This is a genomic window from Methyloligella solikamskensis (assembly GCF_042676065.1).
Taxonomy (GTDB): Bacteria; Pseudomonadota; Alphaproteobacteria; order Rhizobiales; family Methyloligellaceae; genus Methyloligella; species Methyloligella solikamskensis.
The window spans coordinates 296,442-316,832 of the sequence record NZ_JBHTJO010000002.1; the positions used below are offsets into that span (position 1 = coordinate 296,442).

At 63.3% G+C, this 20,391-nt stretch carries 17 protein-coding genes and 1 tRNA gene; 8 read left to right on the top strand and 10 right to left on the bottom strand.

What is annotated here, in order from left to right; genetic code table 11:
• Positions 1-187 precede the first annotated feature (187 nt).
• Genes ACFQ2F_RS14460 through ACFQ2F_RS14475 form a run of 4 tightly spaced genes read left to right on the top strand, consistent with a single transcriptional unit; the run spans position 188 to position 4,154 of the window.
• Positions 188-1,588 carry a circularly permuted type 2 ATP-grasp protein gene (locus ACFQ2F_RS14460; protein WP_379091585.1) on the top strand — a complete coding sequence of 467 codons (1,401 nt, stop codon included), beginning with the start codon at positions 188-190 and terminating at the stop codon, positions 1,586-1,588.
• On the top strand, positions 1,585-2,550 hold the full coding sequence (locus ACFQ2F_RS14465) for an alpha-E domain-containing protein (protein WP_379091253.1): 966 nt from the start codon (positions 1,585-1,587) through the stop codon (positions 2,548-2,550). Before ACFQ2F_RS14460 ends, ACFQ2F_RS14465 begins: the two co-directional genes overlap by 4 nt.
• Positions 2,550-3,410 carry a transglutaminase family protein gene (locus tag ACFQ2F_RS14470; protein WP_379091255.1) on the top strand — a complete coding sequence of 287 codons (861 nt, stop codon included), beginning with the start codon at positions 2,550-2,552 and terminating at the stop codon, positions 3,408-3,410. The genes ACFQ2F_RS14465 and ACFQ2F_RS14470 overlap by 1 nt, the downstream gene beginning before the upstream one ends.
• Before the next feature lie 9 nt (positions 3,411-3,419).
• Positions 3,420-4,154: a peptidase gene (locus ACFQ2F_RS14475; RefSeq protein ID WP_379091257.1), complete on the top strand. Its 735-nt coding sequence runs from the start codon at positions 3,420-3,422 to the stop codon at positions 4,152-4,154.
• A gap of 70 nt (positions 4,155-4,224) precedes the next feature.
• On the opposite strand, the gene ACFQ2F_RS14480 is transcribed toward ACFQ2F_RS14475, so the two are convergent.
• Complete coding sequence (locus ACFQ2F_RS14480; protein WP_379091259.1) at positions 4,225-4,977, bottom strand: phasin family protein; 753 nt, start codon at positions 4,975-4,977, stop codon at positions 4,225-4,227.
• A 254-nt stretch (positions 4,978-5,231) separates the two neighbouring features.
• Between ACFQ2F_RS14480 and ACFQ2F_RS14485 the strand changes: the two genes are divergently transcribed.
• Complete coding sequence (locus tag ACFQ2F_RS14485; RefSeq protein ID WP_379091261.1) at positions 5,232-5,966, top strand: class I SAM-dependent methyltransferase; 735 nt, start codon at positions 5,232-5,234, stop codon at positions 5,964-5,966.
• A gap of 10 nt (positions 5,967-5,976) precedes the next feature.
• On the opposite strand, the gene ACFQ2F_RS14490 is transcribed toward ACFQ2F_RS14485, so the two are convergent.
• Both ACFQ2F_RS14490 and ACFQ2F_RS14495 read right to left on the bottom strand, forming a co-directional pair.
• Positions 5,977-7,566 (bottom strand): cisplatin damage response ATP-dependent DNA ligase, encoded by a 1,590-nt coding sequence (locus tag ACFQ2F_RS14490; protein WP_379091263.1) that lies wholly within the window; start codon positions 7,564-7,566, stop codon positions 5,977-5,979.
• Entirely contained in the window at positions 7,563-8,579 is a 1,017-nt protein-coding gene (locus ACFQ2F_RS14495) for a ligase-associated DNA damage response exonuclease (protein WP_379091265.1), read from the bottom strand. The genes ACFQ2F_RS14490 and ACFQ2F_RS14495 overlap by 4 nt, the downstream gene beginning before the upstream one ends.
• A gap of 281 nt (positions 8,580-8,860) precedes the next feature.
• On the opposite strand from ACFQ2F_RS14495, the gene bcsS reads away from it, so the two are divergent.
• On the top strand, positions 8,861-9,595 hold the full coding sequence (gene bcsS, locus ACFQ2F_RS14500; protein WP_379091267.1) for a cellulose biosynthesis protein BcsS: 735 nt from the start codon (positions 8,861-8,863) through the stop codon (positions 9,593-9,595).
• Positions 9,596-10,177: 582 nt separating this feature from the next.
• On the opposite strand, the gene ACFQ2F_RS14505 is transcribed toward bcsS, so the two are convergent.
• The 6 genes from ACFQ2F_RS14505 to ACFQ2F_RS14530 form a co-directional block, all read right to left on the bottom strand.
• On the bottom strand, positions 10,178-11,407 hold the full coding sequence (locus ACFQ2F_RS14505) for an extracellular solute-binding protein (RefSeq protein ID WP_379091269.1): 1,230 nt from the start codon (positions 11,405-11,407) through the stop codon (positions 10,178-10,180).
• Positions 11,404-13,296: an AsmA-like C-terminal region-containing protein gene (locus ACFQ2F_RS14510; protein ID WP_379091271.1), complete on the bottom strand. Its 1,893-nt coding sequence runs from the start codon at positions 13,294-13,296 to the stop codon at positions 11,404-11,406. The genes ACFQ2F_RS14505 and ACFQ2F_RS14510 overlap by 4 nt, the downstream gene beginning before the upstream one ends.
• A gap of 139 nt (positions 13,297-13,435) precedes the next feature.
• A complete protein-coding gene (locus ACFQ2F_RS14515; protein ID WP_379091273.1) occupies positions 13,436-15,103 on the bottom strand; it encodes an ABC transporter permease in 1,668 nt (555 codons plus the stop codon).
• Between the two features lie 20 nt (positions 15,104-15,123).
• Positions 15,124-15,660, bottom strand: a complete 537-nt coding sequence (locus tag ACFQ2F_RS14520; protein ID WP_379091275.1) for a hypothetical protein — start codon at positions 15,658-15,660, stop codon at positions 15,124-15,126.
• An 11-nt stretch (positions 15,661-15,671) separates the two neighbouring features.
• Positions 15,672-16,784: a Fe(3+) ABC transporter substrate-binding protein gene (locus tag ACFQ2F_RS14525; protein WP_379091277.1), complete on the bottom strand. Its 1,113-nt coding sequence runs from the start codon at positions 16,782-16,784 to the stop codon at positions 15,672-15,674.
• Positions 16,785-16,982: 198 nt separating this feature from the next.
• Positions 16,983-18,371 (bottom strand): PAS domain-containing sensor histidine kinase, encoded by a 1,389-nt coding sequence (locus ACFQ2F_RS14530; protein ID WP_379091279.1) that lies wholly within the window; start codon positions 18,369-18,371, stop codon positions 16,983-16,985.
• 323 nt (positions 18,372-18,694) lie between these two features.
• Between ACFQ2F_RS14530 and ACFQ2F_RS14535 the strand changes: the two genes are divergently transcribed.
• Both ACFQ2F_RS14535 and ACFQ2F_RS14540 read left to right on the top strand, forming a co-directional pair.
• Complete coding sequence (locus ACFQ2F_RS14535) at positions 18,695-19,204, top strand: phasin family protein (RefSeq protein ID WP_379091281.1); 510 nt, start codon at positions 18,695-18,697, stop codon at positions 19,202-19,204.
• Positions 19,205-19,476: 272 nt separating this feature from the next.
• Positions 19,477-19,553, top strand: a tRNA-His gene (locus ACFQ2F_RS14540).
• Between the two features lie 136 nt (positions 19,554-19,689).
• Here the strand turns inward: ACFQ2F_RS14540 and ACFQ2F_RS14545 are convergent.
• Positions 19,690-20,382 carry a PRC-barrel domain-containing protein gene (locus ACFQ2F_RS14545; RefSeq protein WP_379091283.1) on the bottom strand — a complete coding sequence of 231 codons (693 nt, stop codon included), beginning with the start codon at positions 20,380-20,382 and terminating at the stop codon, positions 19,690-19,692.
• Between the last annotated feature and the right edge of the window lie 9 nt (positions 20,383-20,391).

The window sequence follows — 20,391 nt, forward strand, 5'->3', positions numbered from 1 at the left end:
CATTGCTCAATCGATTGGCATCTGTTTAATTTGAGCCTTAGCAGGCGCGTCTTCGCATTCCAGAAGGCGGGAAATCCCATAAGAAACAAGCCGGTGATCCTTGTCGGAAAGTACTGAGACGGTCGAAATCGCCGATGGCACTGAGGACGCGGAGTCCGAAGCCAGGGCAAAGAAATTCTTCAATGAAATGCTGGAGCCGGATGGGTCGGTCAGGCCGTCCTATGCCGACTTCGCGGAGCTTCTGAAGAGCCTTTCAGCGAAGGATCTGCAAGGTAAGACCCGCGCCGCTGAGGAGCTTTTCCGCCGTCTCGGCATCACCTTCGCCGTCTACACGGAGGGCGGCAGCACCGAGCGTCTGATCCCCTTCGACATCATTCCGCGCATCATCGACCGCGCCGAATGGGATCTCGTCGAGCGCGGCTGCGTGCAACGCGTGAAGGCGCTCAACACCTTTCTCTACGACATCTATCACGATCAGGAGATCCTGAAGGCCGGCCTGATCCCGCCGGAGCTCGTGCTGCGGAACTCCGACTTCAGGCCCGAGATGATGGGCGTCGATTTGCCCAACGACGTCTACGCCCACATCGCGGGTATCGATCTGGTGCGCACGGGCGAGAAGGATTTCTTCGTCCTTGAGGACAATGTCCGCACGCCGTCCGGCGTCTCCTATCTCCTGGAGAACCGGGAGGTGATGATGCGCCTCTTTCCGGATGCCTTCGCCAATCAGAGCATCTCGCCCGTCGGCAACTATTCCGAGCGGCTGATTGAGAATCTTCGCGCGGTCGCGCCGCCCACCGCGAGCGACGATCCCGTGGTCGTCCTGCTGACGCCGGGCCGCTACAACAGCGCCTATTTCGAGCATGTCTTCCTCGCCGAGCAGATGGGCGTGGAACTGGTCGAAGGCTCCGATCTGTTCGTCCGCGACGGCTTCGTCTGGATGCGGACCACCGAAGGCCCGGTGAAGGTCGACGTCATCTATCGCCGGATCGACGATCCCTTCACCGATCCGCTCGCCTTCCGCTCCGATTCCATTCTCGGCATCGCCGGTGTGCTGTCCGCGGTGCGCTCGGGCACGGTCAATCTCGCCAATGCCATGGGCACGGGCTGCGCCGACGACAAGGCGATGTACACCTACGTGCCGCGCATGATCGAGTTCTATCTCGGCGAGCACGCCATCCTGAAGAATGTGGAGACCTGGATGCTCCGCAACGAGATGGACCGGAAGCACGTCTTCGCCCACATGGAGGACCTCGTGATCAAGGAGGTCCACGGCTCGGGCGGCTACGGCATGCTCATTGGCCCGGCCTCCACCAAGGAGGAGCGGGAAGAGTACAAGAAACGGGTCGAGGCCAATCCGTCAGGCTTCATCGCCCAGCCGACCCTTGAGCTTTCCACCGCGCCGACCTTCGCCAACGACATGATCGTGCCGCGCCATGTCGATCTGCGGCCCTTCGTGCTGTCCGGCAAGGAGACCAGTGTGATCCCCGGCGGCCTGACGCGCGTGGCGCTGAGGGAAGGATCGCTCGTGGTGAATTCCAGCCAGGGCGGCGGCACCAAGGACACCTGGGTGTTGGAGACTGCCAAATGATGTTGAGCCGCACAGCGGAGAACCTGTTCTGGATGTCCCGCAATATCGAGCGGGCGGAGAACACCGCACGCATGCTGGATGTCAGCTTCCGCATGGCCCTCGTGCCGTCCTCCATCGACAGCCAGGAGCTGCATTTCGAGCCCATCCTGGCCATCGCGCCCGGCACCGGCGACTTCAAGGACCACTATGGCGAGTTCAACAAGGAGAACATCATCCGCTATGTGGTGCTCGATCCGGACAACGAGAGCAGCATCTGGTCGCTGATCCATGGCGCCCGCGAGAATGCCCGCGCCCAGCGCACGGCCATCTCGTCGGAGGCCTGGGAGAGCATCAACTCTACCTGGCTCCAGGTGCAGGATCTGGACTATCAGGGACTCGTCGAATGGGGCTTCCGCGACTTCTTCGAATGGGTGAAGGAGCGCTCCCATCTTTTCCGCGGCGTGGTCTTCGGCACGTTGCTCCATGACGACCCGTTCCGGTTCATCCGTCTAGGCACGTTCATTGAGCGCGCCGACAACACCGCCCGGATTCTGGACGTGAAGTATCACGTGCTCCTGCCCGAGACGGAGAAGGTCGGAGGCTATGTCGATTATTATCAGTGGGCGGCGCTGCTGCGCTCCGTCGGCGCTTTCCGCGCCTATCGCCGGGTCTATCATGATACGGTCTACCCCTGGCGCGTCGCCGAACTGCTGATCCTGCGGGAGGACATGCCGCGCTCCCTGCATCACTGCTACGAGGCGCTGATCACGACCCTGGAAGACCTCACGGGCAACAAGCAGCTGGAATGCCGCCGGATCGCCGGCCAGACCTATGCGCGCCTCAAATACGGCCGCATCGACAAGATCTTCGCTCTGGGACTCCACGAGTTCCTGAACGACTTCATCGAAAACAACAACGCGTTGGGAGCCCAGCTTCAGGAGGATTTCCTCATGACGCCGGTTTCCATCTCTGCGGTGGCCTAATGCTGATAAGAGTCGAGCACACCACAAAGTACAGCTATTCCGAGCCGGTCCTGGCGAGCACCCAGTATCTGCGGATGACGCCACACTCCGGCCGCACCCAGGCCGTGGAGAGTTGGAAGCTCACCGTGCCGGGGGCGAGCACCCAGGAATGGACGGATCAATACGGCAATCTCTGCCATACCCTGACCGTCAACAAGCCGATCACCTCCCTGGAGATCAGGGTCTCCGGCCTGGTCCGGACCCGCAATACCGACGGCATCGTGGGGCTGTCCCAGTCTGAGCTGCCGCCGGGGCTCTATCTGCGCGAGACCGAGTACACGGCCTGCACACCGAGCCTGAAGAAATACGCAGAGGCGTTCCGCGCAGCGGTGGAGAAGGACCCCATCGAGGGCTTGCACAAGATCATGCTGCAGATCGCCGACGACGTCTCATACTCGCCGGGCGAGACCCATGTGCACACCAAAGGCGCCGAAGCGCTGGAGCAGGGGCAGGGTGTCTGCCAGGACCACGCCCATATCTTCTGCACGATTTGCCGGTGTCTCGGGGTGCCGGCCCGCTATGTGAGCGGCTATCTCGGTGAGGACATGGAGCAGGCCGGCCAGGCCTCGAGCCATGCTTGGGCCGAAGCTCTTGTGGACAAGTTGGGCTGGGTGAGCTTCGATCCCACAAATAGATCCTCTGCGACTGAGGCGCATATCCGCAGCGCCGTCGGTTTGGATTATGCTGAGGCGAGTCCCATCCGCGGCGTACGGAGCGGTGGGGGCATCGAAACCATGTCAGCCCACGTCGCGTTCCCCAGCCAAGGGCAGAGTCAGAATCAGACCCAAGGCCAGGGCCCGTCGCAGGCACAATCGCAATAGGGCAAAGCAGTGACATACTGCGTCGGCATCCTTTTGAACGAAGGCGTCGTGCTCGCGTCCGATTCCCGCACCAATGCAGGCATCGATCGCGTCTCCACCTTCAAGAAGATGCATATCTATCAGCAGCCGGGGAAACGCTTCTTCGCGCTCACCACCGCCGGCAATCTTTCGCTCACCCAAGGAGTCTTGAGTCTCGTCGACGAGTGGCTTGATAGCGGCGACCCGGAGAAGGATCTCTGGGCGACGGAGTCCATGTTCGGCGCCGCCCGTATCATCGGCAAGGCGATCCGGGAGATGCACAAGGTCGATGACGGCTACATGATGGAGGCGGTCGATTACAGCGCCTCGATCATCCTGTCCGGCCAGATCAAGGGCGGGCGCTTGCGCCTCTTCCTGATCTACAACGCCGGAAACTTCATCGAGGCCATGGGCGATACGGTCTATTTCCAGATCGGCGAGGTAAAGTACGGCAAGCCCATCCTCGACCGCATCCTGACGCCCGAATCGTCCCTCGGCGACGCGGTGAAATGCGCGCTGATCTCTTTCGATTCAACGATGCGTTCCAACGTTTCCGTCGGACCGCCCATCGATATCCTGCTGTATCGCCGGGACAGCCTGGAGAAGGTCTTCGTCGACAGGCTGGATGAAGGGGATCCCTATCTCCAGACCATTCACGAGAAATGGGGGAGCGCGATCCTGGAGGCGTTCAATCACATCAGCGCCCAGCCTGACTGGGATTACTGACGGCCCTCCGCTTGGCGCGCGGTCAGCGCGGAAGACCCGCGCCGACCGGCCAAGCCTGCATGAACGTGTCTTAGTTGCCGCCACCGGGCACGAACGTTCCGGGGCCGCCCACCGGACCCGAGCCGCCGGGGCCCTTGTTCTGATCGAAGCCGGAAGCGGCATTCTGCTGCGCTTCCTGGATCGCCTTGGCGGCCATCTCGCGGATCTCTTCGATCTGCTTGCCGAAATTGTCCATCTGATGCTTCACGTGGTCCGTCTGGATCGACAGGGCCTGCTGGAAGTCGTTCGCCTCGGCCAGCTTCATGGCGAGCGCGAAATTGGCTTCCGCGTTGGCGCGGGTGATCTGGGAGATCTTGTCGTTCAGGCTCCGCATGCTGTCGCCCATGGGGCCGGCATTCGCCTCGAAAGTCCGCATCGCCTGCTCGCTGGTCGTCGCGAAATTCTCGAACGCGTAGCGGGCCTGCTCGATACCCATCTTCATCAGGTCCCGCACGGAGCCGGGCATTTCCATCTTGTTGAAAGTGTCGTTCGCCATATCGTCCTTCCTTGTCTCGGTTTCGGCTGCAGTTTCGTTCGTTTCGCCTTTGTCCGAGGTTTCCTCCGGTCTTGCTGTGTTGAATGAGGTCGGCCGCACGTCGGGTGCGACGTTGCTGGCGGTCTCAGCTGCCGCTCGGGCTGCAGTGTGCGCAGCCTTGTCGGCTTGGGCCGCGGTCTCGGCGAAAGCGTCGCTCGCGCGAGCGGTCGCCTTCTCCATGGCCAGCAGCCAGGTGCTTGCAGGCCACCAAGCGGCCCAAACGAAGCTCCTAATCATCAGAGACAGCATATGCGCATCCCTCGAAACCGTCGACCGAGTCGCCGCGGCCTCACAACGGATCTATTGCAGTTCCTTGTCAGTCCCGTGTCGCAAGGCGCGACGGGCGTGATCTCGGCAATCATGTCCAAAGCCAGGAAAACCTAGACGAAAAGTGTTTCCAACCTCTCGCATGCCAGTCATTTCGGTGTCCTGTCTCTCCCTATTGCTAACAAGACCTTAGGACATGTCCGCTAGAACCGCGGCGGTCTAAGAGGAGAACGTCCGTGGTCAAGCTTGCGATCCATGAATTCGCGCCTTCGTCGGAAATCGACGACGCAAACGCCATGGAACAGTTTCAAAAGCAGTGGCGCACATATCAGAAGCTCGTCGATTCCGATGCGCTCTCTCATCACGAGGTGGCGGACTGTCTTCACGGTGCGCTGACCGCGATCGATAAGCCCTTCAGTATTCTCGATATCGCCTGCGGCGACGCCGGCGAGATCAAGCATGTCCTGGCCGACACAAAGGCAAACCACTATCACGGCATCGATCTGTCTGAGCCCGCCCTGGAGCTGGCCGAGAAGAACCTTCAGGACTGCCCCTTCGAGATCGATCTCGACCATGGCGACTATGTCGAAATGGTCGAACGCCGGCCTGAACCGGCCGACGTGGCCTGGTGCGGCCTTTCAATCCATCACCTCAAGAGGGACCGGAAGCGCGATCTCCTCACCGCGCTCCGCAAGACGACCGAACGCTTCGTCATGATCTACGAGCCCACCCTGAAGGAGGGCGAGACCCGCGACGGCTATCTGGAGCGCTTTCGCACGGTCAATCGCCCCGCCTGGACATTCCTTACGGATGAGGAGTGGCAGCAGATCAACGACCACGTCACCCAGTGCGACCTACCGGAGACGGCGGAGACCTGGCTGGCGCTGGGGCGCGAGGCAGGCTTCGCGAAGGCCGCGGAAGTCTTCCACGACCGCACGGATTTCTATTCCATCTACCGTTACGACGTCTGAGGACAGCCCCTCACCCCTCGATCATCTTCACCAGGGTCTCCAGCCGGTCCGCCTCGTCCGCCGGCTTGTCCCAGCGGATGCGGTGCACCCGGGGAAACCGCATGGCCACGCCCGATTTATGCCGCGTCGACGGGTGCACGGAATCGAAGGCCACCTCGAAGACGAGCTTCGGCTCCACCTGGCGGACGGGCCCGAACCGGTCGACCGTGTGGTTGCGCACCCAGCGGTCCAGCTCCTGGAGCTCGGCATCCGTAAAGCCGAAATAGGATTTTCCGACCGGCACCAACTCCTCGCCGCCATCGTCAGCCGGACGCCAGGCGCCGAACGTGTAGTCGGAATAATAGGAGGAGCGCTTGCCGCTGCCCCGCTGGGCGTACATCACCACCGCATCGAGGGTGAGGGGTGCGCGCTTCCACTTGTACCAATGGCCCTTCGGCCGGCCCGAAAGATAGGGGCTCGCCCGCCGCTTCAGCATCAGCCCTTCAATTCCCGTCTCCCGCGCGTTCTCCCAGAGCGCTTTCAGCTCGGCGATATCGTCGAAGGCAAGCGTCTCGGAGAGATCGGCCCGGGGCGGCTCGTGGTGCCCATACCAGGCCTCTAGCCGCGCCCGGCGCTCTTGAAGGGAGAACGCCCGCAGGTCCTCCCCGTCGTCATAGAGCATGTCGTAGAGGCGGATATGGGCCGGATAGCTCTTCAGCATGTTCGCCGTCACGGTTTTCCGGTTCAGCCGCTGCTGCAGGTCGTTGAAGGGCTGCACCTCGCCCTCGCGCATCACCAGAAGCTCGCCGTCCAGAACGCAATTCTCCGGCAGCCCCTCGAACACATCCGGAAAGGCGCCGGAGATATCGTCGCCTGTGCGAGAAAACAGCCGGTGCTCCCCGGCCATGGTGGAGAGTTGCACCCGGATTCCGTCCCATTTCCATTCCGCCTGGAAATCCTCCGCCGCGATCGTCTCAAGCTCGTCGTCTTCGATGGCGTGGCTCAGCATCAGCGGGCGGAAGATGGGAAGCTCTTCCACGTTGGGCCGTTCCGCCGCGCCGGACAGCCAAGCGAAGAGCTCGGGGTAGGGCGGCGTGAGCCCGTGCCAGACCTCCTCGATATCGTCGAGATTCTGGCCGGACCATTCGGCGAGCGCGGTCTTGGCGAGCCGTGCCGACACGCCGACCCGCAGGGCGCCCGTGATCAGCTTCAGAAGCGCCCAGCGCTCCGTGGCGTCCAGACAGTCGAGCCAGCGGGAGATCAGCCCGCTGGCTTGCGCGGCACTCGCCTGGGAAAGGTCCTCGATGATCGTCTGAAGCGGCGGGGGCGAGGTCTCCGCATCTGCCTCCGATCCCGGCCAGAGAAGCGCCAGGGTTTCCGCCGTATCGCCCACATAATCGCGGGAAAGCTTGAACAGCACCGGATCGATCCGCCCTTCGATCATCTCCGTCATGATGCGCCGGAAGGGCAGGCGGAGCGACAGGCTGCCCGTGAGCACGGCCAGCGCCCAGCCCCGCTCCGGATCGGGCGTGGCGGCGAAGTAATCCGCCATGAGCCGCAGCTTGTCATTCCGGGCCGGCGTATAGGCGAGGCGGTCGAGCAGGGTGGCGAAGCCTCTCACTGATCCTCCTCCTCCTCGAACCCGATCAGCCGCAACGCCCGGCCGCGCTTGCCCGTCATCTGGATGTGATGGAGCAGCGCGTCCTCCTGGCCGTGGGTCACCCAGATCTCGCCAGCACCCGTCTCCTCGATGGTCTGCACCAGCTCGTCCCAATCGGCGTGGTCGGAGAGGACGATGGGAAGCTCCACGCCTCGCTGCCGGGCGCGGGCCCGCACCCGCATCCAGCCCGAGGCGAAAGCCGTGACCGGATCGGCCAGCCGCCGGGACCAGCGATCCGTGATGGCCGAGGGCGGCCCCAGCACGATCTCGCCCCGCAAGGTTTCCCGCTTCTCGCCCGTGGCGGGCCTGAGATCGCCGAGATCGATTCCGAAACGCTCATAGGTGGCGCAGGTCTCCTGCAGCGCGCCATGCAGCCAGATCGGCCGGTCGTAGCCCGCCTCGCGGAGCAGCTTGATCACCCGCTGTGTCTTGCCGAGCCCATAGGCGCCGACTGCATGGGTGCGCTCCGGAAACTGCTCCACGGAGCGCAGCAGCTTGCCGATCTCCTCGGCCGGATCGCCATGGCGGAAGACGGGGAGCGCGAAGGTTGCCTCGGTCACGAAGAGATCGCACGGCACCAGCTCGAACGGCGCGCAGGTCGGGTCGGCCTGGCGCTTGTAATCGCCGGAGACAACGGCCCGGACGCCCTCCCACTCGATGACCACCTGGGCGCTGCCCAGCACATGGCCCGCAGGCGCCAGCCAGACGCTGACATCGCCAATCTTCAGCACCTCGCCATAGGCGAGCGCCTGGGGCGTCTTCGGCGCGCCGTCGCCGAGCCGCGTCTGCATTATGGCGAGGGTCTCCTCTGTCGCGAGGGCCGCCCCTAGGCCGGGCCGCGCATGGTCGGCGTGGGCATGGGTGACGATGGCTTTCTCGGCCGGACCGTGGGGGTCGATATGGAATCCACCGGGGCGGCAGTAGAGACCTTTCCGGTCGACCGCCAGCCAGCTATCGAAGACTTTGGGCTGCATTGGAGACTGCATGGGAAGAACTTAGATAAGCTGGAACAGACAAAGAACAAGAGTAATCAGCGCGAGCATATAAGGTAACAATGCAACCTAAGGGGAGTCTTCGGGTCCGTTAATCTTCATCGGTTGTACGAATCCGTGTAGCCACGTCCTGGTTGCCCTGCTCATAGTAAACGCCTGCGTTCGGGGGAGCGTTCGGTGTGAGTGGTGTCGTCATGAGAATCCGGCAGCCAGGTGCCGGACACCGGCCCATGAGGCTGGTGCGATTTTGCTTCTTGGGGGTGATGAGCCTCCGGGGATTAGCTCTTTGGGGATCCGTATTTTGCGCACTCGCCCTTTGGGCGCTGACCGTCTCCCCGGCCCACGCCGATCCAGAAAGTGTTCCCCGCGAGCCCACCTGGGAAACCTTCTCAGGCGTCGATATCACCGGCAATTCCGCCGGCACCTATCTCGGCGGCGGCACCGCCTTCGGTAAGAGCCTCTGGAAGCCGGGCTGGCGGGGCCGTGCCGTCGGCGGTCTCGGCCGCTATGACTACGAAAGTGGTGTCACGATCTATGACGGCCGTCATGGCTTCATCACTGGAATGCTGGGCTATCAGATGCAGCGGGGCAGGCTGACGGCGAAGCTCTTCGCCGGCGCCGAATATCAGGAGCATGTGATCGTGCCCTACGATCCCGGCAACTCGGTCCAGGGCAGCGCCTCGGGCGTCCGGCTTCAAGCCGAAACCTGGTTCGACCTCACCCCACGCAGCTTCGTCTCGGTCGATGCGTCCTACGGCAGCGCTTTCGACGAATATTGGGGCCTCGCCCGCTATGGGTATCGCTACTCGCCCAAGCTTACCGTGGGGCTGGAAGGCGGGCCATTGGGAAACCGGGAATACGATGGCGGACGCGGCGGCGCCTTCGTGCAGTTCCAAGTGCTTCGGACACAGCTCACTGTTTCCGGCGGTGTGACGGGCGACTATCTGGAAAGCACTGGCAGCGGCTATTTCGCGCTCAATGTCTATCGGAATTTCTGAAAGAGCGGGGCGCGGTTGACGGGCGCCTGGACCCGCACGGGAGCCCAAAAGAGAAACGCACTGCCGACCCCGCTCGACAGTGCGCTTCTTGCCTCAAGGACCGTCAGAGTGAGCCGATAAACGGCTGATCTGGGCGGCCCCAGCCCTCTTTGGTCTCAGATTTCTGAGAGAAGGATGCTCAACTCATCTCACGCGAGCACGTTCTCTAAGGATCAAAATGACGCATCGGTCATCCCAACGCAAACCTCTCGATCACCCCGGAATGCATTTTTGTCTCCGTGACGCTTCCGTCGTCTAACGGGATATAGGATGAGAGCTGATCGGCGCGGGAAAGAGAATCGGCGCGCGGGTCGGGGCGGTGCGCGAATGCGGGAAACAGCCGAAAGGCGATTCCGCAAATTTCATCAGCCCCGTAGAAAGCTACGGTCAAAAATCGCTTCCAGCTACGTGGAGGGGCGTGCCGGATCGATCGGCCGTCGAACGCCTGAGACGAAGACAGAACGCGTCTTCAAGTGTGCGAGTATCGTCTGTTGCGGTTCAGTGACAGGCAAGCGGGAGCGTCAAAAATAATTCATGCCGCCGTCACGGGGCATCATTGCCCTCGTCGTCCGGCTCGGCACGATTGGCGGCCGTGCTGCGGCCCTGGCGCCACGCATCGAAGCGTTCTTCGACCTCTTCGCCGTGCTTGTCCCACCAGCCCTGATCGAAATGCAGCGCGTTCTCGAAGTTATCTGGTGCGGTGGGCAGGAAGCGCGCCATCTTCACTCCCACGACCGGATGGTCTCCGACCAGCGGAATGGCCGACGGGCGCGCCGGGCCGTAGGCGGTGAGAGCTGCATGGGCGGCCAGCCTGTCGGGACGACTGGCGAAGGCGATGAACTCCGCCGCCTGCCCCTTGCGGCTGGAGGTTTTCGGGATCGCCCAATGGTCGAGATCGTAGATCTGGCCGTCCCACAAAATGCCGACCTGAGACGGCGCCTCCACGGCGTTGCGGAAGATACGGCCCGTATAGGCGATCCCCATGGCCGCCTTGCCCTGACGGATCAGCCGTAACGGCGTGCCGGGCCGCGACCACCACACGATGTCGGTGCGGATCTTGTTCAGGGTGTCGAAGGCTCGGGTCTGTCCGGCTTCCGTGGCCAGCGTCGAATAGACTTCCGATGGCGGAACCCCATCGGCCATCAGCGCCAGCTCCATCGTGTAGCGCGGTCCCTTGGGCAGGGCGCGCTTGCCCGGGAAGCCTTCCGGATCGAAGAAATCCGCCGCCTTTGTGGGAGCCTTCCCCTCGAAGCCTTCCTTCTCGAAGACCACCGTCGCGGCCCACGCCACGCTGGCGACGCCGCAGGACGAAACAGCACCGTCAATGAAGTCTGCCTCCACTGGCGTGGACGCCGTGGTTTCAGGCGCGGACGTATCGGGAGACTGTTGGTCCGGACCGCCGCCGCCGGCGGCCGGCGGAAGCTTCGAGACGTCGATGGGCGCGAGCAGCTCCGCATCGCACAGCTTGCTCAGCACGCCGGAGGAGACGTCGATGACATCGGCTGCGCCTTTCTTGGCGATGGCCTTCTTGATCGCCTGGAGGCTGCCGTCATAGGTCTCCGGCTTGATTGGGATGCCGGTGTCCTTCGTGAAGGGTGTGAAATAGGCGATGCGCTGGGAATCTTCATACGCGCCGTCCCACGTCACCACGGTCAGCGGATCCTCCTTCACCTGCACGGCGGGCGCCTGGCCCATCAGCACGGTCGAGACCGAGGCGGCGAGAAGCGCGCCGGCGGTCTTCCGCCACCGGGTCTGTGAGATCGGGCGGGTCAATTCGGCGTAATCGGCTGAGAGGTTGCGGGCAGGGTCGCGGAGGGTGCCGTCCCATCCCGGCTGATAACCGGCGCGTCGATCGGGCCGCGCAAGGTCACCTTTCGCAGCGGCTGGGGCGCCGGCGGCTCGTTCGTCGAGGTCAGCGCTATGGGAAGCATCACGTCCCAGTCGAGACTGCTGCTGGCGAAGTCGATCTTCCCCGACCCGGAGACAGGACCTTGCGGCGTTTCCATGGAAAACCTCTGGCACCAGATCTGCGCCGCGGCGATGCGGCAGCTCGCATTCAGACTGCCGAAGCTCGTGGCGGGGGCTGGCGCCCAGCCCACCTTCTCAATCGGCACGTCTTCCGACATAAGCGACCCGACGTCGACGGGCAAGCTGCCATTGTTCGCGTCAAGCTCGATGCTCCCGCTCACCTGATGCAGAAAATCCCCCCAGCTTTGGCCCGTAGTCTTGAACTGACCTTTGAGATTGGCGCGCCCCTCCAAAGGCACATCCAGGGCGAAAAGCTGTAGGCAGGGGCTGGCATCGACCTGCTCCAGCCGGGCGGCGAAATCCGCATCGCGCGTGGGGGCGGTGAGGTTCAGGGTGAAGCGCGCGCTGGCGAGACCGCCGCAGAGCTCCAGATCGGCGATATCACCGATCACGATGCCGTCCTGGACGGCGATGGTGAAGGCGCCGCCGCCGAAGCGCAGATCCCGTGCAGCGATGGTGTTGGCCGAGAAGCGAAGATCCGCATCGGCAAGCTTCACCATGGTCCAGTCGAAGATAGGACGCACCGGCTCCTGCGGTTCGAGATCCTCGGCGGGCGGAGGCGGTGCCGCGGCGGTTTCCGTCGAGGCCGTCTCCTCTTCCCCATCGTCCGGCGCGACAGTCTCCTCGACGGGCCCGAGATAAGGGTCGAGGCTCAGCGTGTCGAAGGCAAGCGTCGCCTCGACCCGGGGCCGTTCCCCGCCGAGCCCGATGGCGAGCAGCCCGCTCGCGCTGTTGCCGTCGATGGCGTAATGGCCGTCCTCGAAGATCAGCGTCCGGTCGCTCAGGCGAAAGGGACCCGAGAGGGAGATGTCCTTCAGGCCGGACCCGTCGAGATCGGCGATGTCGACCCAGCGCAGGAAGTCGCGCAGATCGGCGATGGTCGCGTTCATGGTGCCTTCCATGGCGAACCCGTGATCGAAAACGCCCGCTCCGTCGATGGTGGCGGAGAAGGGCGCAGACTCGATGCTGACATTGAGAGGCGAGGGCGTCTCGGACGATGCCGTGCGGATGGTTTCCGCATCAAACCCCGTCTCGTAGGTGAAGCGCACAAGCTCGCCCTTCCAGACGAACGTGCCGAAGCCGTCCGTGCGCTCGCTTCCGTCGCCGAGATCGAGCTTCAGGGTGAGATTTTCGATGCGCGAGGTGGACGTCGGGCTGACGAACCGGACCGTCCCGTTCTTGGTGCGGAGCACATGGAAGGGACGCTTGCCGAGCATCTTGACCAGCGCGGCCTCTGCCCGGTGCCAGCCTTCAGGACCCGGCGCACTCGGCTGCTCGTAGGTGATCTCAGGCTCGATCAGATTGATCGACTGCACCACCAGCCGCCCGAGCAGAAGATGCGGCAGGCTCAGCGCGATGCGGGCATGCTCGCATGTCAGCTCCGTCGGCAGGGTCGGGCTTTTCGGATTGCGAATGGTGAGGCCGCTGTCGATGGACAGGCGCGGGAAGTAGCGCAGCTCCACGGGACCGGTCAGCTCGACCTCGGCGCCGGTCCAATGCTCCAGCTTGGCTGCGATCCGATCGCCGAAAGTGGATGTGTCGCCGATCAGCCAGGGCAGCAAGCCGATCCCGATCAGGCAGAGCCCCACGAGACTGAGCAGAAGCCGTTTCCATGGCAGCTGCCGCGGCTTCATATTCGTGCACTCCAACTTGCTCGACGCTTGCGCGCGCGAAAAACGCTACATTAACAATGCTTGTAACCCGGATGGGATCGCAATAGCGAGCCCGGCCCCCGCGAATTATGACGGGGTCTACGCGCCAAGGCTGCAAAGTCTAGGCGAGGGTCGCGGGAAGCGCCGATTTGTCCACAGGCGCAATGCCGCCATCAGCCCGTCTAGCCACGATCACCCTGTGCAGAATGAGCACCGGAAGCAGGCTCGCCAGCACGATGACGAGCGCCGCAAGCCCCGCCTCTTCGTAGCGATAGAGGGAGGCGAGGGTGAAGACATGGGTGGCCAATGTCTCGAAATTGAAGGGCCGCAGCAGCAAGGTCGCCGGCAGCTCCTTCATGGACTCCACGAAAACGAGCAGGGCCGCGGCGGCGAGGGCCGGGCGCAGCAGCGGAAGCTGGATGCGCCACAGCGTCGCTTGGGCTGAAGCTCCGAGGCTCCGGCTCGCCGCATCGATGTTTTCGGAGATCTTGGAGAAGCCTGTCTCGACCGCGCCGAAGGCGGCGGCCAGGAACCGGATGCTGTAGGCGAGCACCAGGGCCGCGGCCGTGCCGGTGAAGAAAGGCATGACCGCATCGCCGGTGATCATGCGTCCCGTCTCCATGATCCACCGGTCGAAGGCGCCGAGAGGCGCGAGCAACCCGATGGCCAGCACGGTGCCGGGCACGGCATAGGCGAGCGCCGGGATTAGCGCGGCCGTCCGAAGCGATTGGGAGGACAGCATGCGGCGCCCGTAGGAGAGGACGAGGGCGAAGAGGAGCGCAACTGCGGCGGCGAGAGCGGAGAGCATGAGGCTATGGCTCGCCGCATCGAGAAAATCCGGATCGAGGGCCGTGTCGAGATAAGCGATGGCCGAGCGGAGCAGGATGAAGCCCGGCAGCCCGAAGCCCAGCACGACCGGCGCGAAGCAGGCGATGGAAGCGCCCACACCCCGCCAGCCAGTCAGCTCGGCCTGCACCGGCGGGCGGCTGCTATTGCTGAGCGCATGGAAGCGCCGGCCGAGGCGCAACCCCCGCTCCAGAAAGATCAGCGCCAGCACGAAGAGCAGCATGACGGAAGCGAGCTGGGCCGCGCCGCTCAGGCTGTTGCGCGACAGCCAGGTCTCGTAGACGGCGACGGTCAGCGTCCGGACGCCTAGGAATTCCACCGCGCCGATATCGTTCACCGTCTCCATCAGCGCCAGCGCCACACCGGCGGCGAGGGCCGGTCGGGCGAGCGGCAGTGCGATCCGCCAGAAGGTGGCGGCGGGTCCTGCGCCGAGCGTCCGGCTCACCTCCAGCATCTCCACCGATTGCTGCTGAAAGCTCACCCGTGCCGTGAGGTAGACGTAAGGGTAGAGCACGGCGCTCATGAGCAGGATCGCGCCGGGCAGGGAACGGATGTCTGGGAACCAGTAATCGCCCGCATTTTGCCAACCGAAGCCCGCCCGCAAAGCCGTCTGGATCAGGCCGGAATAGTCGAAAAGCTCCAGATAGCAGAAGGCGACGATGTAGGTCGGCACCGCCAGCGGAAGCAGCAGGGCCCAGGTGAGGAACCGGCTGCCCGGAAAGCGGAACATGGTGACGAGCCAAGCCGTGCCCGCGCCGATGGTCAGCGTCAGCACCGCCACGCCCAGCATCAGCAGAAGCGTCGTCCGAACCGCGTGGGGCAGAACGTAAGCGGCGAGATGCGGCCAGACATTCTCACCGCCCCCGCCGGTCAGGGCGACAGTGAGCACGGCAAGGATGGGCGTCACCGCAATGGCGATGACGGCCAGCACCGAAAGGCGCAAGATCGGATGAGACGGGCCGGTCAGCCCCGGCCTGCCGCGCTCGCAACTGGCGAGGCGCTCCGCGAGATGGCAGACAAGGCCGTCACGGCCTCAGGATTGAGCCGCTGATCGGCTTCCTGGAGTACGTCGCCGAAGGCGTTGGCCGCCTCGATCACCGGATCCACCAGATCCGAGCCCGTCAGCGCAAGCGCGCAGGCCTGCATGGCCGGGCAGCGGTGATGCTGGGAGGCCGCGATCAGCGACATTGCCATGCACTCGTCGGGGCAGAACCCAGCGCAGCCATACGGGTAGTATTCGATCTTGCGGGAGGCGCAGCCGCGCAGGGCGCGCACCCAGCAGGCAAGTTCGGTTACGGCCCGCTTGGCCCGCTCCGGCCCCAGCGCCCGGTTATACTCGTTCCAGCCGGTCTCCCAGCAGGCGATGTCGCCGGTGTCGTAGCCGGCCAGCCAGCATCGGAAGCCGACGCCCACCAGCCACTCGGCACCCTCGCGCCGGGGGATCTTCACCTGTCCTGCGGTCTGCAGGCCCTTACCGTCGATTTTGTTGTAGAAGCTCATCTTTGCCACCCTTAAGAGCTGGGCCCCTCATCGAAATTGACTTCGTCGATCAGCTCGCTCGCGCGCTCTCTGTATTTCGCGATCTCCTGAAGCGGAAGCTCGTCGGCCTCGAAATCGCCCCAGGACTCCACCAGCTGCGACCACGCCACGCCCTCGCGCACGGGATATTCGTGGTTCATCTCCGCATAGACCTCCTGCCCCTCTTCGGAGGCCAGGAATTCGAGGAGCTTGATGGCGTTTTCCTTATGGGGCGCGTCCTTCACCACCACGGCACCGGAGAGGTTCACATGGGTCCCGCGGGCGCCTGAGTTGGGGAACAGGATGTCGACGGAGTTGGCCCACTCCTTCTGCTCCGGCTCCTCGTCGTTGGTGAGCATCACGCCCATGTAATAGGTGTTGCCGATGGCGATATCGCACTCGCCCGCATAGACACCCTTCACCTGAAGCCGGTCGTTGCCGGCGGGCTTGCGCGCCAGATTGGCCTTCACACCCTCCAGCCATTCCTTGGTCTTCTCCTCGCCGTGATGGGCGATCATCGAGGCGACCAGAGCGACGTTGTAGACATGCTGGCCGGAGCGGATGCAGATCCGTCCCTCCCATTTCGGATCGGCCAGCTCCTCATAGGTGATGCTGTCCTGATCGACACGCTCCTTGGAGGCGTAGACGACGCGGGCCCGGCGGGTGAGACCCCACCAGCTGCCGTCCTCGGCGCGGTATTCAGACGGAACAGCCGCTTCCAACGTCTCGGTGGTCACCGGCTCGGCGATGCCTTCCTCCACGGCGCGGCTGAGATTGCCGATATCGACCGTGAGCAGGAGATCGGCTTGCGCCGCGGGGCCGAGCTGCTTGATGCGCTCAATCAGGCCTTTGCCGGAGAATACGACATTGACGTCGATTCCGGTCTTCTCCGTGAAGCGCGCGAACAGCGGCTCGATCAGCTCCGGCTGGCGATAGGAATAGACATTGACCTCGCCGCCGTCTTCCGGCGCGGCAAAGGCCGCAGGCGCGGTGAAAGCAAGCGTGGTCGCAGCAAGGGCGACGGCGATCGTCGCAGCAAGACATGTTCGGGTGGCAGCCCGCAGACCGCCGCAGCGGTTCGCTGCGCGCATCGATGCGCGTTTCATGACCTTCCTCCAATAGACGGGGTTCAAGGCCCCGATATCGGACAAGCCGCCCCGAGACGCCAGAGGCGACAAAATATGACTTTGAGTTTCCGATTAAAGCGGAATCGACGCCAAGGTCAACGCTAAAGCCGCACCGCACAATACATTAGAAGACTTCTAAAATACTGGTCTGGCTGCGGAATTCAGCTTCGAAGGGCTTCAGTCGCGTGTCTCGGCGACCCGTTCCTTGGGGAAGATCACATCGGCCGAGGTGCCCACCCCGGCCTCGCTCGTCAGCATGAAGTGGGCGCGGTTGGCCTCGATCAGGGCCTTGGTGAGCGGCAGGCCGAGCCCCGTGCCGTTCTGCTTGCGGGGCGTGGTGTCGAGCTGCTGGAAGGGCTGCATGGCGAGCTGGATCTCGTCCGCCGTCATGCCGACGCCCGTATCACGCACGCGGATGCGCACCGCGCCGGTCGAGGTCTTGCTCGCCGAAAGGATCACCTGGCCGCCCTTTCGGGTGAACTTGATGGCGTTGGAGAGAAGATTGAGCAAGATCTGCTTCAGCCGTCTCGGATCGGCGATCACCGCAGGAACGTCCGGATCCAGCGAGACCCGCAGCAGGATCTGCTCCCGCTTCGCCATGGGCTGAAGCAGATGCAGGCATTCGTCGACGATCTCGTCGATATCCACGGCGGTGAAATCGAGCTCGAACTCGCCCGCTTCGATCTTGGAGAGGTCCAGCAGGTCGTTGAGCAGGCTCAGGGCGTAGCGCCCGCTCTGATGGATGTCCTCGATATAGCCCTTGTAGCGGGCGTTCCCGATGGCGCCGAGCTTCTCCCCGATCATCAGCTCCGTGAAGCCGAGGATCGAGTTGAGGGGCGTGCGCACCTCGTGGCTCACCTTGGCAAGGAAGCTCAGTTGCTGAGCGGCATTCGCCGCCGGTTCCGCAGACGCCGCCTCCGCGTCCTCCGCCGCCTCGGGCGGCGCGGTTTCCTCGTCCTGGGACTCTGCAGCGGGTTCCGATTCCGTGGGATTAGTCTCAGGCTCCGCCGGCGTTTCCGCCTCGGCGGTCGTTCCTGGCTCGGCAGACACTTCTGGCGCGACCGGCACGGGCTGCTCGTCTGTCGCCGACTGATCGATCAGCCGCAGCATCTGCAAGGGCGGATTGGCCTGCAGCGGAACGAGTTCCACCAGAAGCTTGAGATGGCGATGGCCGGAGGTCCGCGCATCGATGCGGAGCTGCGAGAGATGATCGTCCGACGGGGCCGGCACGGTTTCGGCGTTTTGAAGCCCGGCCGGCACGATGGCATCGAGACCGCCGGCCTCCAGCAATTCGTCGATGCGGCGATAGCCGAACGCATTGGCGAAGGCGGGATTGCAGTGCAAGAGTTCGCCATCCCCTAGAACCGCGATGGCCGAGGGCAGGGCATCGACCATCGCAACCAGGGTGCTGCTCGCAAGCGCGCCTGCAGGCATCTCGCTCTCCTGCCGCGGCCCGGCCTGGGGCACACCATTCGCTGACGGCTGGCTTAGGGCACGCGCGATATGCTCGAGCGCTTCCCGGTCGTCTTCGACCTCATCGCTCTGCTGGTGAAGGGATTTATGCATCGTCCGCGTGACCATCAGACCGCCCGGCCCGAAAATTTATTTTCGGAAATCGCATGACCGAACGGCGGATGCTTACTCGTCTTCCCTACTAACACGCCTCAAGCATTGGGCGTCTAGCCCAGTCTACCCACTAAATTTAGTAAAGTCTTCCCGAGTTCCAAAGGTGTTGAAAGACCGCCTTTCCCACACAGGCGGCCGTTGTCGTCTTGTGTACATCGCATTGCAGCAATATATATATTGCAGTGCAATATAAACTGCAGGATGGTCGAAATGCCGGCTCCCTCGTGAGCCGGTCGATCCTTCAACCCCCAGGAGGTACCGATATGAGTGATTCCTATACACCGCAGGATGCAACAGAAGACGTCAAGCATATGGCCGAAGAAACCACTGAAAATATGGAAGATGCGGCGAACCGCGCTGCGTCCACCTTCGAAAGCGGCTTGCCTGAGGGCATGCGCGCCATGGCCGAGAAGGCCGTCGCTCAGACCCGCGAGGGCTACGAGATGGCAAAGGGCAACATGGAAGAGACCGTGCACGCCTGGGAAAAGTCGTTCGATGCATATGGCCAGGGAGCCTCTGCCTTCCAGCAGAAGCTGCTCGACATCTTCCAGTCGAACATGAATTCGGGCTTCGATTTCGCTAAGAAGCTGACCGAGGCGAAGGACTTCTCCGAGGTCGCCAAGATGCAGCAGGCCTTCATGCAGAAGCAGCTCTCGACCCTGTCCGATCAGGCCGGCGAGCTTCGTGCCCTGTCGACCAAGGTGGCCGAGGATGCGTCCCAGCCGATCAAGAGCCAGTTCTCGAAGTCTTTCGAGAAGATGCCTGGCGCATAAAACCAGTGCCAGCGGCTTGCATGAGGCCGGCGCCAAACGGCCCACAACGTCATTAAAAGCAGCCGCGGCATAAGTCGTTCTGTGTATTCTTTTGTTTAGGTCCGGGTTCTTCGCTCGGGCCTTTTTCTTTTTCGCCCGCCCGCGCTAAAAAGACCCTGAAGGCGGGGTGTAGGCCGAGGGTGTGAATTTCCGTCCGGGGCGGCGCAACGACGCTTGCCAGCAGCCGTTTCAGCCCCTAGGTTTCGCACCTTCCAAGGACATGTCGAGCTTGGGCCGCTGTAGCTCAGTTGGTTAGAGCGCTTGATTGTGGATCAAGAGGTCACTGGTTCAAATCCAGTCAGCGGTACCACCTCAAAAGGTACATCGAGCCTTGTGATCGAGCCCGGTAACGTGCCGGGCATCGGAGCAAAGAAAAAGGGCCGGAGCGATCCGGCCCTTTTTGCGTCTCGGTAGAGACTTGGTGTCGTTGAGCGAAGGCGGAGGCGTTATTTCTCCTCAGCCGGCTCTTCATCGCCAACAGGCTGCTTGGCCGTGTCGTCCGCCGGCGTGTCGACATTCTTGGCCTTCGCGTCCGCATCGGCCGGCTCTTCGTCGGCCATGGGCTCCTTGCTCTCGTCCTTCGCAGCTTCCTTGTTCTGCTCTTTTTCCGCTTCGACTGCTTCAGACTGGCGCGCCTCGCCGGCGGGGATCCAGGCTCGGGCCTCGTCGTCGAACGTATAGCCGGGCGCCTGCTCCAGCGCGCCCTTCGTGGCGTTCAGCGTGATCATGGTCTCGCCGTCTTCGTTCTCGGTCAGCTGCAGCGCATCGAAGGGGATGGCGACGTTCTTCTCGCCGACACCCAGGAAGCCACCGACACCGATGATCACCGTGGTGACCTCGCCGTTCTCGTCGATGAGGAGATCGTTCGTGTCGCCGACCTGGTTCTTCTCAGGCCCGTAGACCGGCTCCTGATAGTACTCGCTGATCGGACGGGACTTCTCCGGAAGCGTCTTGAGGAGCTCCACGGTCGTCTCCGCCTCTTTGACCGTGGTCTTCGTCTCTTCCGTCTTCGCCGGCGTTTCCGTCTTCGCCTCGGCGGCCGGCTTCTCGGTCTCCATGTCGTCCTGCGCGTAGGCCGGCAGCACCACGCCGCCCGTCATCAGCAGGGCGATCGCGGTCGACGATAGAAGCTTCTTCATAGTTTCCTC